Source organism: Burkholderia sp. Ac-20365 (assembly GCF_017104715.1).
Taxonomy (GTDB): domain Bacteria; phylum Pseudomonadota; class Gammaproteobacteria; order Burkholderiales; family Burkholderiaceae; genus Paraburkholderia.
Map to the genome: position 1 here is coordinate 30,709 of NZ_JAAGPI010000007.1, position 21,500 is coordinate 52,208.

Below are 21,500 nucleotides of genomic sequence, written 5' to 3' on the forward strand. Positions count from 1 at the left end.
AGGTCAAGAGCGGGCGGTGTTAGCCCGCTTTCTTTGCTTACTTTCTTTGCGGCGGCAAAGAAAGTAAGTGCCGCCCCGCACAGGGGCAACGCCTGAAGCACCGATAACAAAACGCGGATGCCAACGACGACAAAAGCAAACCACACCAGCGTCGCAGACAACCACAAACCCCCCATCTTTCACCGATGCGGCGCAAGCAAAATACTAGAAATCACCCCAGTCGCAATCGCTGCAAGCACAAAATCCCCATTAACCTGCACCCATTGATAGCCTGAAGGCGGCGGTTGAAGATCATACCCACGCCAGTCATCGACAACATACTTCGGCCCGCGATAATCAGACGGCAAACGATCCCCACGATGCCAATCGCGATGCGGCACAGGACCACGCGACGCCTCCGGTCGAACCGGACCGCCAGCATGTTGCGGCCCACCGCGTTCACCACCGGGACCGCCAGGTCCGCCCGGACCACCACGCTCTTCAGCATCCGGCCGATGCCCCGGCCCACCCTCATCACCCGGCCCGTATTGCGCGAACGCGTAACCTTGAGCAACAACACACGAAGCAGCCAGCAACAGAACAGATACGGCTTTTTTCATCGAACACTCCCCAAACAAGGTGAGAGTGTTTTCCGGCTCAACGATTCAAACAGCGTCCTTACGGTGTCTTACTGGCAGCTTCTAAATCTGATCGACCGGCAGCGCGAGACGCGCCAGTTCCGCGAAATAACGCGCGCCCGTCAGAAGGATATCGTCGTTGAAATCGTAGGTTGCGTTGTGCAGCGGCACGCCGCCCTTTCCCGCCTGCTCGCCGTTACCGATAAATATAAAGTTGCCAGGCACCGCTTGCAGGAATGCGCCGAAGTCTTCGGAGATCATCATCGGCGGCACGTTGGCGTCGACGTTTTCAGTGCCTGCGATATTGCACGCCGCGTTCACTGCCACGTCGACGCATTGCGGAGAATTTACCGTCGGCGCGAACTCGTGCGTGTATTCGAATGTGCAATCGGCACCGTGCGCATGACAGATGCCTTCGCTCACTTCACGCATCCGTGTTTCGAGCAGCGTCTGCACTTCGCGCGAATAGCTGCGCGTATCGCCTTTGATGATTACGTTCGATGGAATCACGTTGCGCAGACCATCGGTGATGAACTCGGTGCAGGAAACCACCGCCTGCAAGCCCGGATCGAGATTGCGCGACACGATGGTCTGCAACGCCAGCACGATCTGCGATGCAATGACGATCGGATCAACGCCCATATGCGGACGCGCCGCATGCGTGCCGCGCCCCTTGATGTGAATGACGAAATTGTCTTCGCTCGCCATGATGCCGCCCGCGCGCGTCGCAAACGTGCCGGCGCGCATGCCTGGCATGTTGTGCGCACCGAAAATCGCGTCGACGGGAAAGCGCTCGAATAATCCATCGGCCATCATCGCTTTCGCACCACGTCCGTGCTCTTCGGCGGGTTGAAAAATGAAACGCACCGTGCCGTCGAAATCGCGTCGTTCAGCCAGCAGTCGCGCCGCGCCGAGAAGCATCGACATATGACCATCGTGTCCGCATGCGTGCATCTTGCCGGGCGTGCGCGATGCATGCTCGCGCGCCGGCGCCTGCTCCGTGATGTTCAACGCATCCATGTCGGCACGCAGTCCGATCGTGCGCGTTCCGTGTCCGACTTTCAGGTTCGCGACCAGCCCCGTTCCGCCGATGCCGCGATGCACGTCGAGCCCTAACGTCGACAGAATGTTCGCCACATAGTCGGACGTATGGATCTCTTCGAAGCCAGTCTCGGGATACTGATGCAGATGCTGACGCCAGCTCTTCAGTTGGCCCTGCAGCGTGCTTTCCATATCGGTTGTCCTTGTCGATCGGGTTCGGATGCGAAGTCAGCGCACGCAGCTTTGCAGCCACGCCTGCTGGCGCGCGGCCACGTGCTCTGCTGATTCGCCGACGAGTTGCGCATACGCGTGCGGCGCCGTTGCACCTTCCGTGTTGATAACGAGCACGCGCGACGTACGATCGAGGCCCACAGCGCGCGCGAGTTCGCTGTCGCGCATCAGCACGCAAAGGCCCGCAAATCCTGCTGCGCCCGATTCGCCCGCGACGAGCGGCGCATCGTCGCCTTTAGCGCTTGCGAGACGGCGCATCGCATCGACTGCATCGTTGTCGTCGATCAGCATGAAGTCGTCGATACATTGCTCCAGGATTTTCCACGCGAGCGGCGATGCTTCTCCGCACGCCAGACCCGCCATCACGGAATCGACCGATCCTGTCGCACGCGTCGCGTGCCCGGCAATTGCGCTCTGATAAAGGCAATCCGCCTGACGCGGTTCGACGACGATAAAGCGCGGCCGTTGCGCGCCCATGTGCTCCCACAGATAGCTCGCAACGCCCGCCGCGAGACCGCCCACGCCACCCTGCAAAAAGACATGTGTGAACGCGTCGCCACGGCCGGATTGCTCGACGACTTCAGCCGCAATCGTGCCGTATCCCTGCATCACGTCGCGCGGAATCGCTTCGTATCCTTCGTACGACGTGTCGGACACAACGTGCCAGCCGTTGTTCTTCGCGAGTTGCGCCGCGTGTTCGACGGATTCGTCGTAGTTGCCCGCAATGCGAATGATGCGCGCGCCATAAGCAGCGATCGCCTGTTCGCGCTCGGCGCTGACGTTCGCGTGCAGCACGATCACACAATGGCAACCGATGGCCTGCGCAGCGGCCGCGAGCGCCTTGCCGTGATTACCGTCCGTCGCGCTGATCACAGTGAGATTGACGAGCATGTCCGCATAGCGTCCGCCGATCAATGCGTTCGGCTCGATGTCGTGCGTATGCCATAGGCGCTTGATGAGACGCATCAATGCGATCGGCGCGCCCAGCGCCTTGAAGCTGCCAAGCGGCGAGCGAAACGACTCGTCCTTGACGCACAGACGCGCGATGCCTGCTTGCGAAGCCGCCTCGGGCAATTCCCACAACGGCGTGGCTTCACGGCTGATGAGGTTCCAGCCCGACAGCCACGCCCGGCTTTCATCCGCCGATTCGACGTTGAGGACGGCCCGCAGCGCGTCCGGGTAAGCGGCGTGCACGGCACGAGGATTGGCAATCAGCATCCGTTGTAACTCCAGAAGTCGGACCTACCTAGTCCGTTGATGAAATGATATTGCGCAACACCGTCAATAAAGTCTCTTGTTTCAGCGGGTTCGTGCAAAAATATCTCTTCCATCACGGCTTCGACGCGAAAATCATGGCGACCCAACTCGACAACTTCGATCGCAAACTTCTGATGGAAGTGCAACGCGACGCACAGATTCCGCAAACCGAACTCGGCGCACGCGTGAATCTGTCGACGGCCGCCGTCAACCGCAGGCTTCGGCGTCTCGCGGATGAAGGCGTGATCGACCGATACTCGGCCATCGTCGCGCCCGAGAAAGTGGATTACCCATTGACCATCGTTGCGAATGTCGAAGTCGAGAGCGAGCAGATCGATCTGTTAGACGCGATGAAACGCACCTTCGCGCAATGTCCGCAGATCCAGCAGTGCTACTACGTCGCCGGCGAATGGGACTTCGTGCTGGTGATGACGGTGCGCAACATGGACCAGTACACCGAACTCACGCGCCAGCTTTTCTTTTCGAACAACAACGTCAAGCGCTTCAAGACGCTGGTGAGCATGAGCCGCGTGAAAGTGGGCCTCGGCGTACCGGTCGATATCGTCGACGAATGATTGATCAGCGAATTACGGACCGGTCGGTCCAATTCCCCTGATCGAACTGGCGCACGGTAATTGCGCCGTTGCGGATATCCCCTTTTTCGTCGAACTGGATCGGCCCCGTGACGCCATCGAGTTTCGCTGCGCGCAGCTTCGGCAGATAGGCCTTCGGATCGGTCGATCCCGCTGCCTGCATCGCGTTCGCCATCGCGATCACCGCGTCGTAAGCATACGGCGCGTAGAGCTGCACAGGCACGCCGAAACGCTGCTCGTAACGTTTGAAGAACTCCGGCCCTTGCGGCATTTTCGGGGGCGGCACGCCTGCGAGCGTGCAATACGCGTCGCTGCTCATCGACGAACCCGCCAGCTTGATGAACTGCGGCGTGCACGCTTCATCGCCGGCAATGAACTTGACCTTCAGGCCGAGCTTTTGCATCTGCTGCACGAACGCCGCGGCCTGCGTGTCGCCGCCTGTGAACACGATGCCTTCCGGCTGATGGCTCTTGATGGTCGTGAGAATCGCCATCCAGTTGGTCGTCTTGTCGGTGCCGTATTCGCGCGCGACGACATTGCCGCCCGCTGCCTTGACCGCTTTTTCCACCTCGTCGGCAAGACCCTGTCCGTAGGCCGTGCGATCGTCGACGATCGCGACTTTCCGCGCGCCGAGATCGTGAACCATGTACGTGCCGATCACGGTGCCCTGTCTCACGTCGTTGGCGACCATGCGAAACACGTTCGTGAAGCCTTGCTGCGTGAGTTTCGGGTTGGTCGCGGATTCGGTGATCATCGGCACGCCTGCATCCGAATAGATTTTCGACGCCGGTATCGACGTGCCCGAATTAGCGTGTCCGACGACGCCCGCCACGCCGTCGTCGATCAGCTTCTGCGCGACGGTGACCGCCGTTTTCGGATCGGCGGCATCGTCCTGCGAATCGAGGACGAACGTCACGCTTTGTCCGCCGATAAGCATCTTCCGCCTGTTCAGATCTTCAATCGCGAGGCGCACGCCGTTTTCGTCGTCCTTGCCGATGTGCGACAGCTCGCCCGTCAGGGGCGAAACCTGTCCGATCTTCACGGTGAGATCCGCATGCGCCACGAGCGGCTGCAAGGCAAGCGCGGTGAGCGTCAGAAGCGATAGGAGTCGAAGTGTTTGCATGGTCGTCTGCTGAATGAGTGGGCTCGCGCTCGAAGATGGCCGTTTTCGCCATCCGTTCCGGCCTTGAGACGCGTCACAAGGCTGTATTCATCGTATTCGCGGGCTCCGATAGCCAAAATTGGCAGACAGGCCGTTGCCGCAAAATCCAGTCGATACAGCGAGCATTCGAGAGATTTTTTATCGCGTCGCCCGATTTCACCCTTTTGCGCCCGGATTTTCGCCCGGTCACCGCGGAAAGATGCCGCCTCATTCTTCGCTAATTCGCCGCGGATACGATGCACCTCATCCGAAAGTGCAGTCGTCAACCACCCGTCTAAAGAATTCGTCTGAAGGAGATCATCATGTCGCTCGCAGCGATCATTCACGGCACGCCCATCTGGGTCTGGATCCTGCTCGCGTTTCTGCTTTCGCGCGGCATCAAGGCCATGAACAGCGGCACCGCGCCGCTTTCCAAGCTGGCTATCGTGCCGGTCGTCTTCGCGGTCTGGGGCATTGCGCACCTGGTCACGGACCCGCTGACGGGCTGGGCCGACGCGATCGTCTGGGTGGTCTGCGCACTGGCGGGCGTCGCGTGTGGTGTGTTCATCGCGAGCCGTACGCGCTTTATCGTCGATCCGATGGCGAATACCGTGATGTTGCCGGGTTCCATGCTGCCGCTGGCGCTCATCGTCATCGTGTTCGCGACCAAGTTCTGGCTCGGTGTCGAACTGGCGACGGCAACCAGTCTCGCGGCGGTCGGCACATACATGTTGATCAGCGCAGCCGTATCGGGCGCCGTGGCAGGCATGTTCGCGGGACGCTTCCTGACCTACTGGCGAGCCATGAGCGCGCGCCGCGTCATCCAGGCCTGCTCGCAAAGCGCTTGAACAGGGTGGATGGGCGTCGCCCGGCTTCGGCCGGGCACGCCCGTTGCGGCGGCCGGGTCAAAGAAAGATTCGGAGCAAATATCGCCAAACTTGTTACTCCCAGCGTGCGCTTGCCAGGTTCAGACTGTGTTACGGCAAGCAACGCGCGATGAACGGCAAACGAAGCCGCGCCTCATCCACGAGGCGCGGCATTTTGTTCAAATCAGGAGGTCGCAAGCGCCATGAGTACATCAGACGAGAAAGCAACCCAGGACGGGCACACAGCGATGCGCACGCCGCCCGTCGTATCGCAGCAGGAATGGGAAACGGCACGCCAGCAACTGCTCGTGAAAGAGAAAGCGCACACCCGCGCACGCGACGCGCTCGCCGCCGAGCGCCGCCGCATGCCGTGGATGGCTGTCGACAAGTCGTATGTGTTCGAAGGACCGTCGGGCAAACTCAGTCTGACCGACCTGTTCAACGGACGACGTCAACTGATCGTGTATCGCGCGTTCTACGAGCCGGGCGTATTCGGCTGGCCCGAGCATGCGTGCCGGGGCTGCTCGATGGTGGCCGATCAGGTCGCGCATCTCGCCCATCTGAACGCGCGCGACACCACGCTCGTATTCGTGTCGCGCGCGCATCAAGCCGATATAGAACGGCTTAAGGCGCAGATGGGCTGGCAGATCCCATGGTTCACGATCACCGACAGCTTCGATGCCGATTTCAGCGTCGGCGAATGGCACGGCACGAATGTGTTCTATCGCGACGGCGACCGCGTTTTCCGCACCTACTTCATCAACAATCGCGGCGACGAACAGATGGGCGGTACGTGGAACTATCTCGACATCACGCCGCTAGGCCGGCAGGAAGTCTGGGAAGACTCGCCCGAAGGCTATCCGCAGACGCCGACCTACAAGTGGTGGAACTGGCACGACAGCTATGTCGACGACGCGCCGCCGGACAAGAAATGGGTCGAAGTATCGGATGCGGGCGAGGCGGCGTTCAGGAACAAAGAGAACCCCTGAGATCTATTTGTCGAGCGGCTTGACCGTGACCACTTCGGGCCGGTCCGCCGCGCCGCCGCTGCGCAGCTTCACGCGCCAGCTCCCGTACTCGCTGAACGGAAACTGCGCGAATGCGCTTTTGACGAGAAACGGAATCGGATGCAGCGCGTCCGCGTTGCGGTCGCGGCTCGTCGCGGTGACCTTGTAGACTTCCTTGCCCGTCGATGCATCGAAGAGCCGCAGCGTCATCGAATGCTGATACTCGCGGCCGAACAGCGAGAAGCCCGGCGCCGTGGCGCCATTGCAGGACGGGTTCGCGCAATCGCCCGCCGTGACGCCGACGGCGGCGGGCCGCGTATCGTAAGCGAGCGAGAGCATGTAGCTCGCGCGCTCGGCCGCCCGGTCGACGAGCCCGTAATTGCCCAGCTCGTTATGAATTAACGCCACGTACTGCTCGCGCGCGGCGCCCGTTTCCTGCGAAGGCGTCTGCACGATCGCATAGGTGCGCTCGCCCTGTAGCACGAGCGGCGTCCCCGACACCTGAACGTCGGTCGTCACGCTCGCGCATCCGGCAAGACCCGCCAAGCTCGCGACAGCCACCGCGGCAACACACAGCGTCTTTTTCACGTTCTTCTCGCTTCGATCGAATTCTGTTTGCATTGTGCGCGCTGTGCATTCGGGCCATTCACGCGTTCGACTCATCGAGCACGGGCAGCGTGATCGTGAAAGCCGTTCCCTTGCCGAGCGCGCTTTCTACCCGCACATCGCCGCCGTGCCGCATCACGACTGCCTTCACGAAAGCCATGCCGAGTCCCGTCCCCGTCGCTTCGGGCCGTTCGGCTTCGTGAAAGCGCTGAAAACGCTCGAACATGTGCGCCTGATTTTCCGCCGACATCCCGTAGCCTTCGTCGCGGATCGTGCAGTGCACGCGCGCCGGCCATTCGCCCGGCACGCCGTTCTCCTGCGTAACCGCGCAGGTAATACGCGTATCGGACGGACTGTATTTCACCGCGTTGTTCAGAATATTGACGAGCGCGCGTGTCATCAGCGAACGGTCCGCGTCGATCCAGTGGCCGGCGCCCTGTTCGTCGTATTCCGCTTCGAGGCGAATGCGCTTCGCCTGCGCCTGCGGCCAGACTTCGTCGCTTGCGTCGATCACGAGTTCGACGAGATTCACCGGCTCGAACACATAAGCCTGCGACTCGGCGCGCGCCAGTTGCACGAAATCGTCGGCGAGCAGCAAGGCGCGCTGCGCGTAGCGTTCGACGCGGTTCAGCAATTCGCCCACGCGTCGGGAATCCGGCGTGCGCGCGCGTTCGAGTTCGACCAGCGCGAGAATCGACGCCTGCGGCGAGCGCATGTCGTGCGACAGCAGGCGCAACGCATCTTCGCGCAGACGTTCGGCCGCATGCACCGCCGTCACATCGACAAGACCGGCAATCCAGCCGATCACCGCACCTTGCGCGTCGGTGCACTTCGCGTAACGCAGCAGGTGATCGCGCTGATTGCGATCGCGCACTTCGATGCCGCGTTCCATCAGATCCGCGAATGCGATCCGGCCGGGATCGAGCAGCGCAGGCCAGTGCGCGCGGCCGAGTGCGTCGTCTTCCGCGCTCGAATCGATCGCCTTCACGAAGGCAAGTTCGCCGAGCACGCGGCGCAACGGCGCGCCTTCTGGCGCCGCCGCGCCGAGCCGCTCGAAGTACGCCTTCGCCGCGTGATTCGCGATCAGCACGACGCCGTGCACGTCGCTGACGAGAATCGGCTCCGGCACGCTATCGAGGCTGTTCCACACGAAGCGCTTCATGTCCTGCACGCGCCGCGCGGCTTGCGCCATCAGCGCCATCTGCTGCGCGAGCACGTCGCCGCGAAACTCGCGGCTGCGCTGCGGGGCTTCGGGCAACAGGTAAGGCTCGTCGGCCAGACGCTGCAATTCCTTGCGCAGATAGGACATCGTCATTTCGAGCCGCCGCCAGTTCCAGATCGGATAGACGGCCGCCAGTCCGACGATGGCGGGGACAGGCGACATCCATAGCCGCGCGCCGTACAACAACACTGCGCTTGCGGCCAACATCGCGATGCCGAGCACGATCGTCATCAGCAGTGAACGCAGCGGCGACAGCACCAGTAATCCGGCAAGCAGGATGCCGAGCGGCACGAGCGATACCGCGAAGACCCACAGTCCGTTGACGGGATCGATCGCGCGTCCCGTCAACAGCGTATCGAGCACATTCGCATGGATGTAGACGCCCGGCAGCGGCCCGAGGTTGCCCGACACGGGCGTCGAGAATCGGTCGTAGAGTCCCGATGCCGTCACGCCGATCAGCACGATGCGGCCGCGCACCATCGCGAGCGGCACTTCGCCTGCCAGCACGCTCGCGAACGATACCGTCGGATAGCTCTGCGCAAGCGGGCTGAACGGAATCAGCACGCGTCTTTCGCCATCGCCCGCAGTGGCGATGCGGTCCGGCACGTCCGCTACTGCGCTGGCGGGATGCGCCAGCTTCACCGCGCCGCTTTCGATCGCGTGCGCAACGGGCACCATCAACTGCGGCCAGCGCATGTGCGCGTCGCCTTCGAACAGCGCGACACTGCGCACGATGCCGTCGGCGTCCACTTCAAGATTGATATGGCCGAGTCCAGCGGCGGCGCTTGCCAGCGGCTCGACCGGCTTCACGGCGACGCGCGCGCCGCTGGCGTCTTCGGGCGAAAGGAGAATCGGCAGATAGGTCGGCGTCGCGGCGATCGCGCGCGCCAGTTGCGCGTCGTCCTGCGCGGGCTCGGTGAACAGCACGTCATAGACCACGGCGGCGGGATGAGCCTTGGCGATCTCTTCGAGCAGCTTCGCATGCACGTCGCGCGGCCACGGCCAGCGGCCGAGCCGCGCAACGCTCGCATTGTCGATTTCGACGACGGCGATATCCGGCAGCACCGGTTGCGAGCGCAAACGCAGCAGGCTGTCGTAGACAAGGTGATCGACGCTCGCCGTCAGCCTGCCGAGCGAGCCAGCCAGGATCACCACGATCCCGAGGCAGCCAATACACAGCCACTCGAACAGAAAGCGGCGCCCAACCGGCCGCCCGAGACGTATGCGCGGATCGAAGCTCATGCGCGGGCCGCCAGTGGTCATCACCGGGCCAGTGTAAATGAGCGGATGGAACTGCCCTTCTGGTAGAGCCGGCCGTTGTCGAACTGTTCGGCGATCACGGTCCAGTAGTAGACGCCCGGCGGCAGATCGGACACGACGATCTGCCCCGCTTCGAGATCCGTGCGATCGACGAGCGGCTCGCGCAGATCGGCAGTCGTCGCCAGCACGAAACGGAAGCGCGTGTCGACGCCCGTGCGGCTCGCGAGCCAGCGGAATTCGAAGTCGCGGCTGCCGGCGCGCGGTCCCGCCGCCACATCGAGCGAGAACTGGCGGCGCTCGAACGCGTAGGTTTGCGGCAAACCTTCGAGTCCAATACCGTCGATCGATGAAATGCGCACGAAGTAGTTGCCGTCCGGCAGATCGCCGAACGTTGCGTGCGGCTCTTTCACGCGCTGATCGCGGATCAGGTCGAACAGGTCGGCGTCGCGCGCGATCTGCACGCGATACGCGCGCGCATTTGCGTCAGGGATGAGATCGAAGGCGATGTCCTTGTCGTCCTGCACCTTGCCCGGATCCGCCAGTGCCGGCGCGGGCAGCAACGCAACCGGCCCGCCCACGCCGCCTGTCGAACGCGTGACGTTGCCGAAGTGCGCGCCGATCAGTTGCGTCGATGCCTGCAACGGCACGCCCGGCGCACGCGGCGGCATGCGCGCTGCGTCGACGCCGACTGCACCGTCGAGCACCGCGACGGCCGTCGACTGTTCGTCGCCGTCGTAGCTCACGCGAAAACGCGTGCCGCGCACGCCCGCCACTACGGACGGTGAGCGGATCTGAAAGCGATCATCCTTCTTCGTCGCGTGATCGACTTCGCTATCGACCTCACCCTGCTTCAAGTCGATCACGCGATCTTTCGTGCCCGTCAGCACGGTCTGCCGGAGCGCGCCAATCTCGATCGCGCTGTCCTGCGGCACGGACACATGCGAGCCGTCATCGAGTTCCAGCGTGACGAAGCCGTTGTGGCCTGTCTGCACGCGGTCGCCTTCGACGAGCACCATGCCGACCGTGACAGGTACAAACTGATTCTTCCTGAACGCGTGCCCGGCGGGACCGCTGACGGCGACGACGCGCGCCGAGCGCGGCTCCTGCTTCAGCAACGCAACGGGTAGGCGCAATTGCACGCCAGGCTGAAGATGCAACGGATCATCGACGTGATTCAGCTTGCGCAGCACGACCCAGTCGCGCGGATCGCGCAGATAGTGATCGGCCACGTCGTATAGCGTGTCGCCGGGACGGGTCACATAGAACGCCGTCGTTGCCGATGCGGGCTGACTTGATGTCTGCGCATACGAACTCGCGGGCAGCACGCCCAACGCCGCCACAAAAAGCGCCAGAATGCCAGAAACGCGCCGCGACACTTCGCGCGGCGTTGTGCTCGGTACAGCCACCGTCACGCATCCCCCTTTTCGATCCGCTCCAGCCGGTAGCCGTAGCCGTAGATCGGTGTCAAACGGTAGCCATTTTCGGGGCGCAGGCCCAGCTTGGCGCGCAGCATCGACACATGGGTGTCCATCGTGCGGGACGGAATGTCGACGTCCTGTCGCCAGATCGCTTCGAGAATATGGGCGCGCGACAGCGGCTGGCTCAGATGCCGGAACAGCAACAGCGCGAGCTCGAACTCCTTTTGCGTCAGCGTCACGGGCGTGCCGCGCGCGACGACCTGCTTCGATGTCAGCTCGAACTCGAATTCGCCGAAGCTTTCTTTTGTCGCCGCCTGGTTGAGCTGATACGCGCGACGCAGCAGCGAGCGCACGCGTGCGAGCAGCACGCTCGACGCAACGGGCTTGACCACGTAGTCGTCCGCGCCTTTGTTGAGCATCGACGCGATGTCCGTCTCGCGGCTGCGGCTCGTCATGAACAGCACGGGAAGGCGATCGGACAGGCTCTGACGCACCCAGTGCAGCACTTCTTCGCCCGACATGTCGGGCACGTTCCAGTCGAGCACCAGCAGATCGAACGTCTGGCGGCGCAGGTGTTTGACGAGTGCGCGGCCTTCGGCGAACGCATGGCAATCGTGTCCATCGATGGCCAGCGACTGGCAGACCAGGTCGGCTTGCGCGACGTCATCGTCCAGGACTGCAATTCTCATAGATCCCCGCACGCGAAATGATTCATCGGGCCAACGGAGCCGGTTCGCTCCGTGACGGACGTGGATGCGATCGCCGTGCCGCCGGTCGCGCCTAAGCCTGCGCGCCCGTCAAGACCACTACGTCGTCATCGCTGTTTTCTTTCGACCGCAGGTGCGCAGTCAGCGCCGCTTCGAGGTGAAGCCTCACATGTTCCCACGCGGCATGCGCATAGTCAGGCTCGCGCGCCGCCCATTCCTGCGCGAGACCGAACACGCGGCGAACCGTCGACGCGCAATGCGTCAGCCCCACATTGCCGCCAGCCGCCGACTCGCGCAACCACTCGGCTAGCCACGGCATGTCCGACGCACACGAATCCGCATAGGCCTCGGTTGCAGCGCGAGCATGCGGATCGTTCGCTGGATCGAGCTCGATTCGCCGTGCAGAGGCGTTGCGTGTGCGTGTGCGCTTACCTGTCTTGAATGGAATCCGCGTGGTGCCTGGCCTGAAAAACATCCGATCCCTCGATAAACAACGACGATTCAGATCCCTGCACCGACTTACCCCGTTTGCCCGCGAATCGCCATCCGGCATCAACGTTTTTTCACAATTGAGAGGGACAGTATAAAAAGAGGGCGCAATAAAATCATTTAAAGATTGTTAGATCGTTGTGCGCGCCCTGTCGGCAGCTCGTGAATTGGTCTCCCCTCGCTGTCACATTGCTGACTTTCTTCACCCCGTTTGATTCGTAAATTGGCAGGCAAGACTTTGTAAGTCTCTCGTTCGACATTCCTCAATGGAATGCGAATCGCCGTTTCTCCCTGATTCGTGCCGTATAAATTCTGAGCGGTTTTGTTTCAAAACCGTGTCCGTACTATATGAGATTCGTTGCGTGAAATCTTTTAGCAATTGTCAAGTGATGAAAACGCTCGATCATTCGCCAGCGCATATGTTCGCGCGGCGCATTAAGCTGAAAAATGCGCTGCATGCAGTGAAAACTTCACTAACATTACTTGGCACTCTGACACGCGCGGTCCGGACCGACTGTCGATGCGTCAGGCATGCAACGTCGTAGGTGAACAGGCGCTGCAGATAATGCAGCTCGAGCAATGCCAGCTGACAACGCGAGGGGTTCATCATGCTGATGTGGATTGCAAACTGGGCAGCACGCCACGCTCCGACTCCCGAGAAACAGGCAGAACGCGCGCTGAATGAATTACGCATGGAATTGTTCCGCGCGGAACAACAGGTTCTGGATGCGCAATTGCGGGCTGAATATTTTCGCTCGCGACTACTCTTTCTCGAAGATGTGACGAGGAAGGGCATTGAAGCGGTTTCTGATCAGCGCAAGGGTCAGCAGGAATCGGCGCAGCCTTCGAGGCCGGGGCCGAGGCTCACCGCGGCGCAATAACCACGCGATCATCACGCGTCCGTCTATTTCCTCAGCGCACAAAAAAAGAAGCCGCAGCGCGATTGCTGCGGCTCTAACCTTGCCACTTGCGGTACGGTCACCGCAATTTCATTCTCGGACTTTACGCGGCGCGCATCAACGTCGAATGCGTGGATTTGACTATCTTTAACACGCGCCCCGAATCCGACGCCGGGTTATGCCGACTGATTCAGGCTCGCAAACGTAGCGCCCCGCTCGACGAGTTCGACCAGCAACGGCGACGGCTTCCAGAACAGCGGATCCTGCTTCTCGAACTCGCGGATATCCGCGAGCAAGGTGGCAAGGCCGATCGTATCGGCGTAGTGCATTGGACCGCCGCGATACGCCGGAAAACCGAACCCGTTCATCAACGTTACGTCGACATCCAGGGGCCGCAACGCGATGCGCTCGTGCAGCACGTTCGCGCCTTCGTTGATCATCGCGGCCAGGTAGCGGCGCACGATCTGCTCGTCGTTCAACGCGCGCGGCGTGACGCCCGCGCGCTCGCGCTCCGCGACGATGATCGCTTCCACGTCCGGATCCGGCGCACCCGTGCGCTTGCCTTCGTCGTAACGGTAGAAGCCGCGCGCCGTTTTCTGGCCGAACCAGCCGCGCTCGCACAGACGGTCGGGAATCTGCACGTAGCGTGCGTTCGGATTACGCGTGGCGGCGCGGCGCTTGCGCGTCGCCCAGCCGATATCGCCGCCCGCCAGATCGATCACCTGATACGGTCCCATCGGAAAGCCGAATTCGCGCACGGCCTTGTCGATCTGATACGGCGATGCGCCGTCTTCCATCAGATGGTCCGCTGCCGCGCGATACACCGCGAGCATCCGGTTACCGATAAAGCCGTCGCACACGCCCGCGCGCACGGGCACCTTGCGCAGCTTTTTCGCCAGATCGAAGGCCGTTGCGACGACGTCGGCGCTAACGTGCGCGGGCACGACGACTTCCAGCAGCTTCATGATGTGCGCGGGCGAGAAGAAGTGCAGCCCGATCACATCCTGCGGACGCGAAATGCTTGCCGCGAGCGCGTCGATGTCCAGATACGACGTGTTGGTCGCCAGCACGGCGCCCGGCTTGCACACGCGGTCGAGTTGCGCGAACACTGCCTGCTTCACGGCCATGTCTTCGAACACGGCTTCGATCACGATATCGACATGGGCGAGCGCGTCGTATGACGTGCTGCCGCTGAAGCGTTCGAGCTTCTTCGCTTTGGCGTCCGCGCTCAAACGCCCTTTCGAAATCAACCCGTCGTAGACCTTTTCGACATTCGCGCGACCGCGCGCGATCGATTCATCGTCGCGTTCGACCATCGTTACGGGCAAGCCCGCGTCGAGCAGCGCAACGGCGATGCCCGCGCCCATCGTGCCGCCGCCCACTACACCCGCCGAGTTGACCGGCCGTGGCTGCGCGCTGCGCGTTTCGGGTGATTTCTGCACTTCGCGTTCGGCATGGAATGCATGAACGAGCGCGGCGCGCTGCGGGCTGTCGAGACATTCGAGGAACTGCTGGCGCTCGAAGCGCATGCCTTCGTCGAACGGCAGGTTCAGCGCAGCCTCGACGCAATCGACGATCTTCAGCGGCGACAACAGACCGCGAGATTTCTTCGCGGTTTCGGCGCGTGCTGCGGCAACCGCGGCCGCGCTGGCCGCTTTGTCCGCGAGCGCTTGTGCATCGCACGTACGCCGCACGCTCGCATGCTCGACGAGCAGTTGTTGCGTGTAAGCGAGACCTTCGGCGAGCACATCGTCGCTCTGGCCAATACGATCGACGAGGCCGATCTTCAACGCTTCCTGTTCGCCAATGTGCTTGCCGGTCAGCATCAGCGACAAAGCGGCCTCGGCGCCGACCAGGCGCGACGCGCGCTGCGTGCCGCCCGCGCCGGGCAGCAGGCCGAGCAGCACTTCCGGCAAGCCGAGTTTCGCGCCCGCGACGGCGAGCCGGTAATGCGAAGCCAGCGCGACCTCCAGACCGCCGCCGAGCGCCGCGCCATGAATCGCGGCGACGACCGGCTTGCTGCACATCTCGATGCGGTTGCACACGTCGGGCAGCGTCGGCATTTGCGGCGGCTTGCCGAATTCGCGGATGTCGGCGCCCGCGATGAAATTGCGGCCCGCGCCGACGATCAACACCGCGCGCGCCGACGCGTTCGCTTCGGCCGCCTCGATGGCCGCGACGAGGCCACGGCGGACATCCACGCCGAGCGCGTTGACGGGCGGATTGTCGATGGTGACGAGCAGGATATTGCCGCGCAGTTCGTGGCTGACGGGCAGCGCGGTGGCGGTGGTGGTCGTCATGGGCGTTTGTCTCCTCCAGCAGCTAATAAGCGGAATCGCATTGGATTGTCTTGGGGATAAGCAGAATTGACAATCGCATCGCCAATTGACAGAGTGTCAAGTCATCTTTGACAGTGGAATTGCCGTGGACGTCAATGCGCTAACGCTGCTGGTCGAAATCATCGATGCCGGCAATCTCAGCGAGGCTGCGCGGCGGCTCAAGATGACACGCGCCAACGTCAGCTATCACCTCAACCAGTTCGAGAAGTCGATCGGCTTGCAACTGGTGCGGCGTACGACGCGCCGTGTCGAGCCGACCGAAATCGGGTTGAAACTCTACGAGCATGGCCGCGCGATCCGCAACTCGCTGCTGGCCGCGCAAGAGTCGGTATCGACGCTCGGCGAAAGCCTGCAGGGCCGCGTGCGGCTATCGGTGCCGAGCGGTTACGGGCAGCTGGTGATGTCGGCGTGGCTGATCGCGTTCAAGCGCGAGTATCCCGGCATCGTGCTCGACGTGATGTTCGAGAACCGCGTCGAAGATCTGCTGCGCGACGAAGTGGATATCGCCGTGCGCGTGATGTCGGAACCGCCGCAAAATCTCGTCGCCCGCGACATGGGGCCGGTGCGATGGGTGGCGTGCGCATCGTCGGCGTATGCCGCGCAGCACGGCATGCCCGTCGAACTCGAAGCGCTACGCACGGCGCCCATCATTACGTCGACGGTCGTCGGACGGCAATTGCGGCTGTCCGCCTATCTGCGTGACGAACGGCATGAGGTGCTGCTGGAACCGGGCGTGATCTCCGAGAACTTCCTGTTTCTGCGCGACGCGATTCTCGCCGGCCTCGGCGTCGGGCTGGTGCCCGACTATGTCGTGCACGACGATATCCGGCGCGGCGATGTCGTCACGGCGCTCGATCCGTGGCGGCTTAGCATCTTCGGCACGAACATGTACATGCTGTATATGCCGAACCTTCACCATACGCGCGCGACGTCGCAATTCATCGAGTTCATGCTCGACGAAGCGCGCAAGGCCGGACGTGGCGCACCGGCTATGGCAATGCGCTGAACGGCCCGCAGTCCGAAATTCGCACGCGCTTTTGTACGGCAATGTATCCGGCGCGTGCGTCGATACATACGCATACACACGCGCCTTTGCACGACACACACGAGATACATCCGCACGCTTCAATACGTGTCATCGATTGTTTGCCCCTCAACTACCCAATGGAGCACGCACCATGACACGCATCGACAACGTACTGTACACAGGCAAGGTTCACACGACGGGCGGCCGCGAAGGCGCCGCGCGCAGCTCGGACGGCCGCCTCGACATCAAGCTGTCGACGCCGGGCAGCACGGGCGCGGGCACGAACCCCGAGCAACTGCTCGGCGCGGGCTGGTCGGCATGTTTCATCGGCGCGATGGGCATTGCCGCGCGCGGGTTGAGCGTCTCGCTGCCGGCTGAGACCAGCGTCGATGCCGAGATCGATCTCGGCACGACTGATAACGCGTATTTCATCCAGGCACGTCTGAATGTCAGCCTGCCCGGTCTGCCGCGCGATGTCGCGCAGCAGGTAGTCGACCGCGCGCATCAGACCTGCCCGTACTCGAAGGCGACGCGCGGCAATATCGACGTGACGATTACGCTTGTTTAAGGGGGTTGAAACAGGGCAGCGCGATCACTCGTCTGCCCGCCTCGCCGCATCGACCAGCGCGCGGATCGCCCAACGCTTCACTTTGCGGGCCCGCGCGTCGTCGAGTTGCAGCACGTCCTTGAACACGACCATCGATTCCGTGCCGATCACGAGCGCGAGCGCCTGCGTCAACGTTTCCAGCGCACCAGGCCTGAACTGATCCTGCACAGGTTCCAGCGCGGCTTCGATCAGCGCAGTCCGCCGGTTCTGACGCAGCGGCACATCGCCGTCGATGTCGCCCTTCGCCACGCGCTCCAGCGAATGCGCGAGCATCATCCGCAGCGGTGCCTCGTTGGCGAGAATCATGTCGTGAAGCGCTGTATCGACGCGCGCAAGCCGCGCAACGGGATCATCCGATGCACGCGCGCCGAAGAGCTTCGTCGCGTCCGGCGTCGCGACATCGAGCGACGCTTCCAGCATTAGCGCATCCATGCTCGGAAAGTGTCGATAGGCCGTGGCGCGCGACACCATCGCTTCTTCCGCGATCTCTTCGAGACTCGGCTTGCGGCCCTGCTGCATCAGACGCGACGCCGCCTGCAGCAAGTCCTTGCGCGTGCGCCGCTTCTGGTTCTCGCGCCCGCTGGTCGTAGCGTCGGACATATCAGGCTTGCGGCAACTGCTGGATGATGGCGGCAAGATCGACCCACACGTTCTCGCGGCTGATGTGCCCGCTTTCCGCGAATTCGAGCACGTGCAACATGCGGAATTGCAACGGACGTCCACGCCCTTCGAGCCCGAACGGCCGCCCCGGCGCTTTCCCGCTCCATAGCGATTCATCGACGACGAAACCGTCCCCGTAAAGGCGCCGCAAGCATTCGACGCGGCTCTCAGACAGATCCGCAAACAGCGCTTCGTAGAACGGCCGTACGTCAGACCGGCCGCGCACCGGGCCCGCTGGCCAGCCGACCACGTCGTGCTCGACCTCCGGCGTGAGCGTGGCGAGTACGCCTTCGACATCGTCGGACCGCTCGAAACCGAAGTGCTCTTCGATCTTCCTGTCCATCTGCACAGGCGTCAGCGTCATGATTGCCTCCTCGCGCGGTGATGTCCGCATCGTTTGCCAATTCATTCTAGTGAGACTCTTGTCTCATTACAAGATCGTAATATAGCCTCATACCCGCGGTTAAAATCTGGTTAAGATCGTCGCGATATGCGCAGTACCGTCCAGCCAGCTTTTCGTGCAATCGGAATCAACTTCCTCCGGGTTCATTCATAGCCTTGAAGATCGAGCATCCGGCCAACGACCCCAGGCGGCCCCAGTACGCGCACGACTACTTCACTACCGCCAGCGAGTCGCCGCAGCAGCAACTGCTCGCCTGGAGAAATCGCATCGGTCATATCCTCGATGTGCCCGTTTCGAACGGTCAGCGTGACAAGGGCTTTCGCGGCAGCATCGACACGCACCGCTTCGCCGATCTGACCTTGATGGACTGCCGCACCGACGCCGTCTCGCAGGCGCGCTCCGCGGCGAGAATCTCCACGGATGGCGTGCGCCAGTTCGTGTTCCACGTGCTCGTCGATGGCCAGATCGAAACGACGACGGGCATGCATCCGAAACGCGCCGCCACGCAGATCAAACCCGGCATTCTCGCGCTCGACATGGGGCAGCCGATGCGCATGGCGCGCACCGACTGCCGCTTGCTGGCGTTCTTCCTGCCGCGCGAGCTGCTTGCGTCGGTTGTGCCCGAGCCTGAGTCGATTCACGGCAACGTGGTCGAATACGATTCGCCGCTCGCGCGCCTGATTCCGGGTTATCTCGCGGCGCTATCGCAAACCGGCCCGTCGACGAATCCCGCCGACTTCTACGACGCGCTGAAAACCTGCGCGCTGCTGATTGCGGCAGCGTTCGGCAAGGATGCGCGCCTGTCGGGTGGTGCACGCGCGGCCGCGCGCGCCGCCGTGTTCGGCACCATCCGGCGTTATATCGAAGCCAATCTGCACGAACCCGATCTTTCGCCCGACAGTGTGCTGGTCGCGTCGCAGTTGTCGCGTCCGACGCTTTACCGGATGTTCGAAAGCGAAGGCGGACTGGCCGCCTATATCCGCAACCGCCGGTTGAGCGTGGCCGCCGACGAATTGCGCCGCTATCCGCACAAGGCGGTCGTGGAAATCGCGTATGGACTCGGCTTCAACAGCGCGTCCGATTTCACGCGCGCGTTCCGCCGCGCATTCGACATGTCGCCGCTCGATTTCAGGATGTTCACCCTTTAGCGTTCTCGTCGCGGCGTTCAACACACGCTCAACAGGAGAAGCCATGTCGGCTGTATCGGCATTCAAGCTGGTGCTGCTTTCGCTGATTGCGATCATCGCGCTCGAACTGCTGGCGCGACGCCTGCGCCTGCCGCCCGCGGCGGCCTTGCTGGTCGGCGGCGCTGCGATGGCGTTCGCGCCGGGTCTGCCGCCCATCGTGCTCGACCCCGATCTCGTGCTGATCGTTTTCCTGCCGCCCTTGCTGATGGATGGCGCGTACTTCTTCGTCTGGACCGACTTCAAGCGGCATCTCAAGCCCATATTGCTGTTCGCCATCGGCGCGGTCGCGTTCACGACGTGGATCGTCGGCGTGGTCGTGCATTTTGTGGTGCCGTCGCTGCCGTGGGCCGCCTGTTTCGCACTCGGCGCTGTCGTGTCTCCGCCGGATGCCGTCGCAGCGAAAGCAGTGCTGGAGCGGCTCGCGCTGCCGCGCCGCCTGATGGTGCTGCTCGAAGGCGAAAGCCTGCTCAACGACGCTGCTGGCCTCGTGCTGTTCCGCTTCGCCGTCGCCGCTGCGCTCACGGGCGCGTTCAGCGCGTCGCATGCGGTGCTTGGCTTTGCCGCGCTGGCAGTCGGCGGCGTAGTGGTCGGATGCGTGGTCGGCTACATCGTAGTGTGTCTGCTGCGCCTGCTCGATGACGACTATCTGATCATCACCACTTCCGTGATCTCGGCGTGGATCAGCTATATCGCAGGCGAAATGCTTGGCGTGTCGAGCGTCATTTCGACGGTGACGTGCGGGATGCTGCTCGGCTGGCATCAGCATGAAGTGTTTTCCGCCACCGTGCGCACGCGTGGGACCGCGTTCTGGCAAGTGGTCGTGTTTGTATTTGAAGCGCTGGTGTTCGTGCTGATCGGGCTGTCGCTGCGCAGCGTGATGCAACGGCTCGGCGGTATCGACAACGCGCTTGCAGAACTCGGCCCAGCGGCGATGGCGACGGTGGTCACCGTCGTGCTGTCACGCTGCGTGTGGACCTTCGGACTCGAAGCGATCAACGCGGTTCTGCACCGCATTTCGCGACGCATCGCACCGCGCGCCGACTGGCGCTCCGCTTCCGTCGTGAGCTGGGCGGGCATGCGCGGCGTCGTGACCCTGGCGATCGCGCTGTCGCTGCCCGAAAGCATGCCGGGCCGCGATCTGATCCTGTTCTCCGCGTTCGTCGTCATCCTGTTTACGGTGCTACTGCAAGGCACGACGATCGGACTGGTGATCCGTCTCGTCAAGCCGGACGGCGACACTCACGCATCGACGTATCTCAGCGAGCCGCAGGCGTGGACGCGGCTCGAAGCGGCACAGCTGGAAGCGATCAAGCCGCTTGTTTATGCGCCCGACGGCAGCGTGCTGCATCCACGGCTACTCGAGCAGTACAGCTACCGGGCCCGCATCACGCAAGAGTTCGAGCACGCGGAAAGCTTCCCGCTGGAAGCGCGCAAGGCGCACTACGACGTCGTGCTCGCCGCAATCGCGGCCGGACGCGCGGAACTGTTGCGCATGCATCGCAGCGGCCAGATTCACGACGACATGCTGCACACGATGGAACACGATCTCGACCTGCAGGAAATGTCGTCGCGTCACGCACGGGGCTAGGCGCAGCGTTGGCGGCCGCCTCAAGTAATGATCGACGCGTGCCGATATGCAGTTGAGGCACTGCCCCATCCAATTCCCTAGCTGCCGTCAGGGCCTGATATGCGCGCTGCATTCGCCGCAAGTGTTTGCTTACCTGTTTCGACCGCACGGTCACGTCATGTAATCAGGCCCTTGTTTCACGGCAATCGTTTGCGCTCCGCCGACTCGCCTGTCCCGCCGTTCGACCCGCCATGCTCTTCGATCCGCCGCGCCGCTGACGCCTGCTGTCGCGCGGCTGCGCTCGTCGCGCCGGAAAAGCCTGTGTCGCGAGGCGGGCTGCGACGGCATGCTGCCGG

General features: G+C 62.7%; 21 protein-coding genes. 8 read left to right on the forward strand and 13 right to left on the reverse strand.

The window, feature by feature from the left end; genetic code table 11:
- Positions 1 to 179 precede the first annotated feature (179 nt).
- From G3O01_RS14635 to G3O01_RS14645, 3 genes are all read right to left on the reverse strand, one after another.
- On the reverse strand, positions 180 to 599 hold the full coding sequence (locus G3O01_RS14635) for an RcnB family protein (RefSeq protein ID WP_205805775.1): 420 nt from the start codon (positions 597 to 599) through the stop codon (positions 180 to 182).
- Between the two features lie 81 nt (positions 600 to 680).
- Positions 681 to 1,850 (reverse strand): M20 aminoacylase family protein, encoded by a 1,170-nt coding sequence (locus G3O01_RS14640; protein ID WP_205805776.1) that lies wholly within the window; start codon positions 1,848 to 1,850, stop codon positions 681 to 683.
- A 36-nt stretch (positions 1,851 to 1,886) separates the two neighbouring features.
- A complete protein-coding gene (locus G3O01_RS14645; protein WP_205805777.1) occupies positions 1,887 to 3,107 on the reverse strand; it encodes a diaminopropionate ammonia-lyase in 1,221 nt (406 codons plus the stop codon).
- A gap of 134 nt (positions 3,108 to 3,241) precedes the next feature.
- On the opposite strand from G3O01_RS14645, the gene G3O01_RS14650 reads away from it, so the two are divergent.
- Positions 3,242 to 3,721: an Lrp/AsnC family transcriptional regulator gene (locus G3O01_RS14650; protein ID WP_205805779.1), complete on the forward strand. Its 480-nt coding sequence runs from the start codon at positions 3,242 to 3,244 to the stop codon at positions 3,719 to 3,721.
- Positions 3,722 to 3,725: 4 nt separating this feature from the next.
- Here the strand turns inward: G3O01_RS14650 and G3O01_RS14655 are convergent, their stop codons facing one another.
- Positions 3,726 to 4,862 carry a branched-chain amino acid ABC transporter substrate-binding protein gene (locus G3O01_RS14655; protein WP_205805781.1) on the reverse strand — a complete coding sequence of 379 codons (1,137 nt, stop codon included), beginning with the start codon at positions 4,860 to 4,862 and terminating at the stop codon, positions 3,726 to 3,728.
- Entirely contained in the window at positions 4,832 to 5,167 is a 336-nt protein-coding gene (locus G3O01_RS14660; protein ID WP_205805783.1) for a hypothetical protein, read from the reverse strand. Before G3O01_RS14660 ends, G3O01_RS14655 begins: the two co-directional genes overlap by 31 nt.
- 36 nt (positions 5,168 to 5,203) lie before the next feature.
- Here G3O01_RS14660 and G3O01_RS14665 point away from each other — a divergent pair, with 36 nt between their 5' ends.
- Positions 5,204 to 5,728 carry a DUF6622 family protein gene (locus G3O01_RS14665; protein ID WP_205805785.1) on the forward strand — a complete coding sequence of 175 codons (525 nt, stop codon included), beginning with the start codon at positions 5,204 to 5,206 and terminating at the stop codon, positions 5,726 to 5,728.
- Positions 5,729 to 5,949: 221 nt separating this feature from the next.
- The gene (locus tag G3O01_RS14670) at positions 5,950 to 6,735 is read left to right on the forward strand and encodes a DUF899 domain-containing protein (RefSeq protein WP_205805786.1); all 786 of its coding nucleotides are present in this window, start codon (positions 5,950 to 5,952) and stop codon (positions 6,733 to 6,735) included.
- A gap of 3 nt (positions 6,736 to 6,738) precedes the next feature.
- Here G3O01_RS14670 and G3O01_RS14675 read toward each other — a convergent pair whose 3' ends face one another.
- From G3O01_RS14675 to G3O01_RS14695, 5 genes are all read right to left on the reverse strand, one after another.
- Complete coding sequence (locus G3O01_RS14675) at positions 6,739 to 7,341, reverse strand: DUF4136 domain-containing protein (protein WP_346779186.1); 603 nt, start codon at positions 7,339 to 7,341, stop codon at positions 6,739 to 6,741.
- 58 nt (positions 7,342 to 7,399) lie between these two features.
- A complete protein-coding gene (locus G3O01_RS14680) occupies positions 7,400 to 9,844 on the reverse strand; it encodes a CHASE2 domain-containing protein (protein WP_205805788.1) in 2,445 nt (814 codons plus the stop codon).
- The gene (locus G3O01_RS14685; RefSeq protein ID WP_205805789.1) at positions 9,844 to 11,253 is read right to left on the reverse strand and encodes a FecR domain-containing protein; all 1,410 of its coding nucleotides are present in this window, start codon (positions 11,251 to 11,253) and stop codon (positions 9,844 to 9,846) included. Before G3O01_RS14685 ends, G3O01_RS14680 begins: the two co-directional genes overlap by 1 nt.
- Entirely contained in the window at positions 11,250 to 11,948 is a 699-nt protein-coding gene (locus tag G3O01_RS14690; protein WP_205805790.1) for a response regulator transcription factor, read from the reverse strand. Before G3O01_RS14690 ends, G3O01_RS14685 begins: the two co-directional genes overlap by 4 nt.
- 91 nt (positions 11,949 to 12,039) lie before the next feature.
- A complete protein-coding gene (locus G3O01_RS14695; protein ID WP_205805791.1) occupies positions 12,040 to 12,441 on the reverse strand; it encodes a hypothetical protein in 402 nt (133 codons plus the stop codon).
- 622 nt (positions 12,442 to 13,063) lie between these two features.
- Here G3O01_RS14695 and G3O01_RS14700 point away from each other — a divergent pair.
- Positions 13,064 to 13,336, forward strand: coding sequence for a hypothetical protein (locus G3O01_RS14700; RefSeq protein WP_205805792.1), 273 nt, complete (start codon positions 13,064 to 13,066; stop codon positions 13,334 to 13,336).
- Between the two features lie 194 nt (positions 13,337 to 13,530).
- On the opposite strand, the gene G3O01_RS14705 is transcribed toward G3O01_RS14700, so the two are convergent.
- On the reverse strand, positions 13,531 to 15,654 hold the full coding sequence (locus G3O01_RS14705; RefSeq protein WP_205805793.1) for a 3-hydroxyacyl-CoA dehydrogenase NAD-binding domain-containing protein: 2,124 nt from the start codon (positions 15,652 to 15,654) through the stop codon (positions 13,531 to 13,533).
- Positions 15,655 to 15,778: 124 nt separating this feature from the next.
- On the opposite strand from G3O01_RS14705, the gene G3O01_RS14710 reads away from it, so the two are divergent.
- Both G3O01_RS14710 and G3O01_RS14715 read left to right on the forward strand, forming a co-directional pair.
- Complete coding sequence (locus G3O01_RS14710; protein ID WP_205805795.1) at positions 15,779 to 16,699, forward strand: LysR family transcriptional regulator; 921 nt, start codon at positions 15,779 to 15,781, stop codon at positions 16,697 to 16,699.
- A 172-nt stretch (positions 16,700 to 16,871) separates the two neighbouring features.
- A complete protein-coding gene (locus tag G3O01_RS14715) occupies positions 16,872 to 17,288 on the forward strand; it encodes an organic hydroperoxide resistance protein (RefSeq protein WP_205805797.1) in 417 nt (138 codons plus the stop codon).
- 24 nt (positions 17,289 to 17,312) lie between these two features.
- Here G3O01_RS14715 and G3O01_RS14720 read toward each other — a convergent pair whose 3' ends face one another.
- Together G3O01_RS14720 and G3O01_RS14725 are read right to left on the reverse strand one after the other, a co-directional pair.
- A complete protein-coding gene (locus G3O01_RS14720; protein ID WP_205805799.1) occupies positions 17,313 to 17,927 on the reverse strand; it encodes a TetR/AcrR family transcriptional regulator in 615 nt (204 codons plus the stop codon).
- A 1-nt stretch (position 17,928) separates the two neighbouring features.
- Positions 17,929 to 18,351, reverse strand: coding sequence for an ester cyclase (locus G3O01_RS14725; protein ID WP_205805801.1), 423 nt, complete (start codon positions 18,349 to 18,351; stop codon positions 17,929 to 17,931).
- Between the two features lie 194 nt (positions 18,352 to 18,545).
- Between G3O01_RS14725 and G3O01_RS14730 the strand changes: the two genes are divergently transcribed.
- Positions 18,546 to 19,538, forward strand: a complete 993-nt coding sequence (locus tag G3O01_RS14730; RefSeq protein WP_205805803.1) for a helix-turn-helix domain-containing protein — start codon at positions 18,546 to 18,548, stop codon at positions 19,536 to 19,538.
- 43 nt (positions 19,539 to 19,581) lie between these two features.
- Positions 19,582 to 21,165: a Na+/H+ antiporter gene (locus G3O01_RS14735; RefSeq protein WP_205805805.1), complete on the forward strand. Its 1,584-nt coding sequence runs from the start codon at positions 19,582 to 19,584 to the stop codon at positions 21,163 to 21,165.
- Positions 21,166 to 21,500 lie beyond the last annotated feature (335 nt).

What these genes read in the sequence shown, in the direction of transcription:
- G3O01_RS14635 (WP_205805775.1), bottom strand. Translation starts at nt 599, where the DNA reads ATGAAAAAAGCCGTATCTGTTCTGTTGCTGGCTGCTTCGTGTGTTGTT.
- G3O01_RS14640 (WP_205805776.1), bottom strand. Translation starts at nt 1,850, where the DNA reads ATGGAAAGCACGCTGCAGGGCCAACTGAAGAGCTGGCGTCAGCATCTG.
- G3O01_RS14645 (WP_205805777.1), bottom strand. Translation starts at nt 3,107, where the DNA reads ATGCTGATTGCCAATCCTCGTGCCGTGCACGCCGCTTACCCGGACGCG.
- G3O01_RS14650 (WP_205805779.1), top strand. Translation starts at nt 3,242, where the DNA reads ATGGCGACCCAACTCGACAACTTCGATCGCAAACTTCTGATGGAAGTG.
- G3O01_RS14655 (WP_205805781.1), bottom strand. Translation starts at nt 4,862, where the DNA reads ATGCAAACACTTCGACTCCTATCGCTTCTGACGCTCACCGCGCTTGCC.
- G3O01_RS14665 (WP_205805785.1), top strand. Translation starts at nt 5,204, where the DNA reads ATGTCGCTCGCAGCGATCATTCACGGCACGCCCATCTGGGTCTGGATC.
- G3O01_RS14670 (WP_205805786.1), top strand. Translation starts at nt 5,950, where the DNA reads ATGAGTACATCAGACGAGAAAGCAACCCAGGACGGGCACACAGCGATG.
- G3O01_RS14680 (WP_205805788.1), bottom strand. Translation starts at nt 9,844, where the DNA reads ATGACCACTGGCGGCCCGCGCATGAGCTTCGATCCGCGCATACGTCTC.
- G3O01_RS14690 (WP_205805790.1), bottom strand. Translation starts at nt 11,948, where the DNA reads ATGAGAATTGCAGTCCTGGACGATGACGTCGCGCAAGCCGACCTGGTC.
- G3O01_RS14695 (WP_205805791.1), bottom strand. Translation starts at nt 12,441, where the DNA reads ATGTTTTTCAGGCCAGGCACCACGCGGATTCCATTCAAGACAGGTAAG.
- G3O01_RS14700 (WP_205805792.1), top strand. Translation starts at nt 13,064, where the DNA reads ATGCTGATGTGGATTGCAAACTGGGCAGCACGCCACGCTCCGACTCCC.
- G3O01_RS14705 (WP_205805793.1), bottom strand. Translation starts at nt 15,654, where the DNA reads ATGACGACCACCACCGCCACCGCGCTGCCCGTCAGCCACGAACTGCGC.
- G3O01_RS14715 (WP_205805797.1), top strand. Translation starts at nt 16,872, where the DNA reads ATGACACGCATCGACAACGTACTGTACACAGGCAAGGTTCACACGACG.
- G3O01_RS14720 (WP_205805799.1), bottom strand. Translation starts at nt 17,927, where the DNA reads ATGTCCGACGCTACGACCAGCGGGCGCGAGAACCAGAAGCGGCGCACG.
- G3O01_RS14725 (WP_205805801.1), bottom strand. Translation starts at nt 18,351, where the DNA reads ATGACGCTGACGCCTGTGCAGATGGACAGGAAGATCGAAGAGCACTTC.
- G3O01_RS14735 (WP_205805805.1), top strand. Translation starts at nt 19,582, where the DNA reads ATGTCGGCTGTATCGGCATTCAAGCTGGTGCTGCTTTCGCTGATTGCG.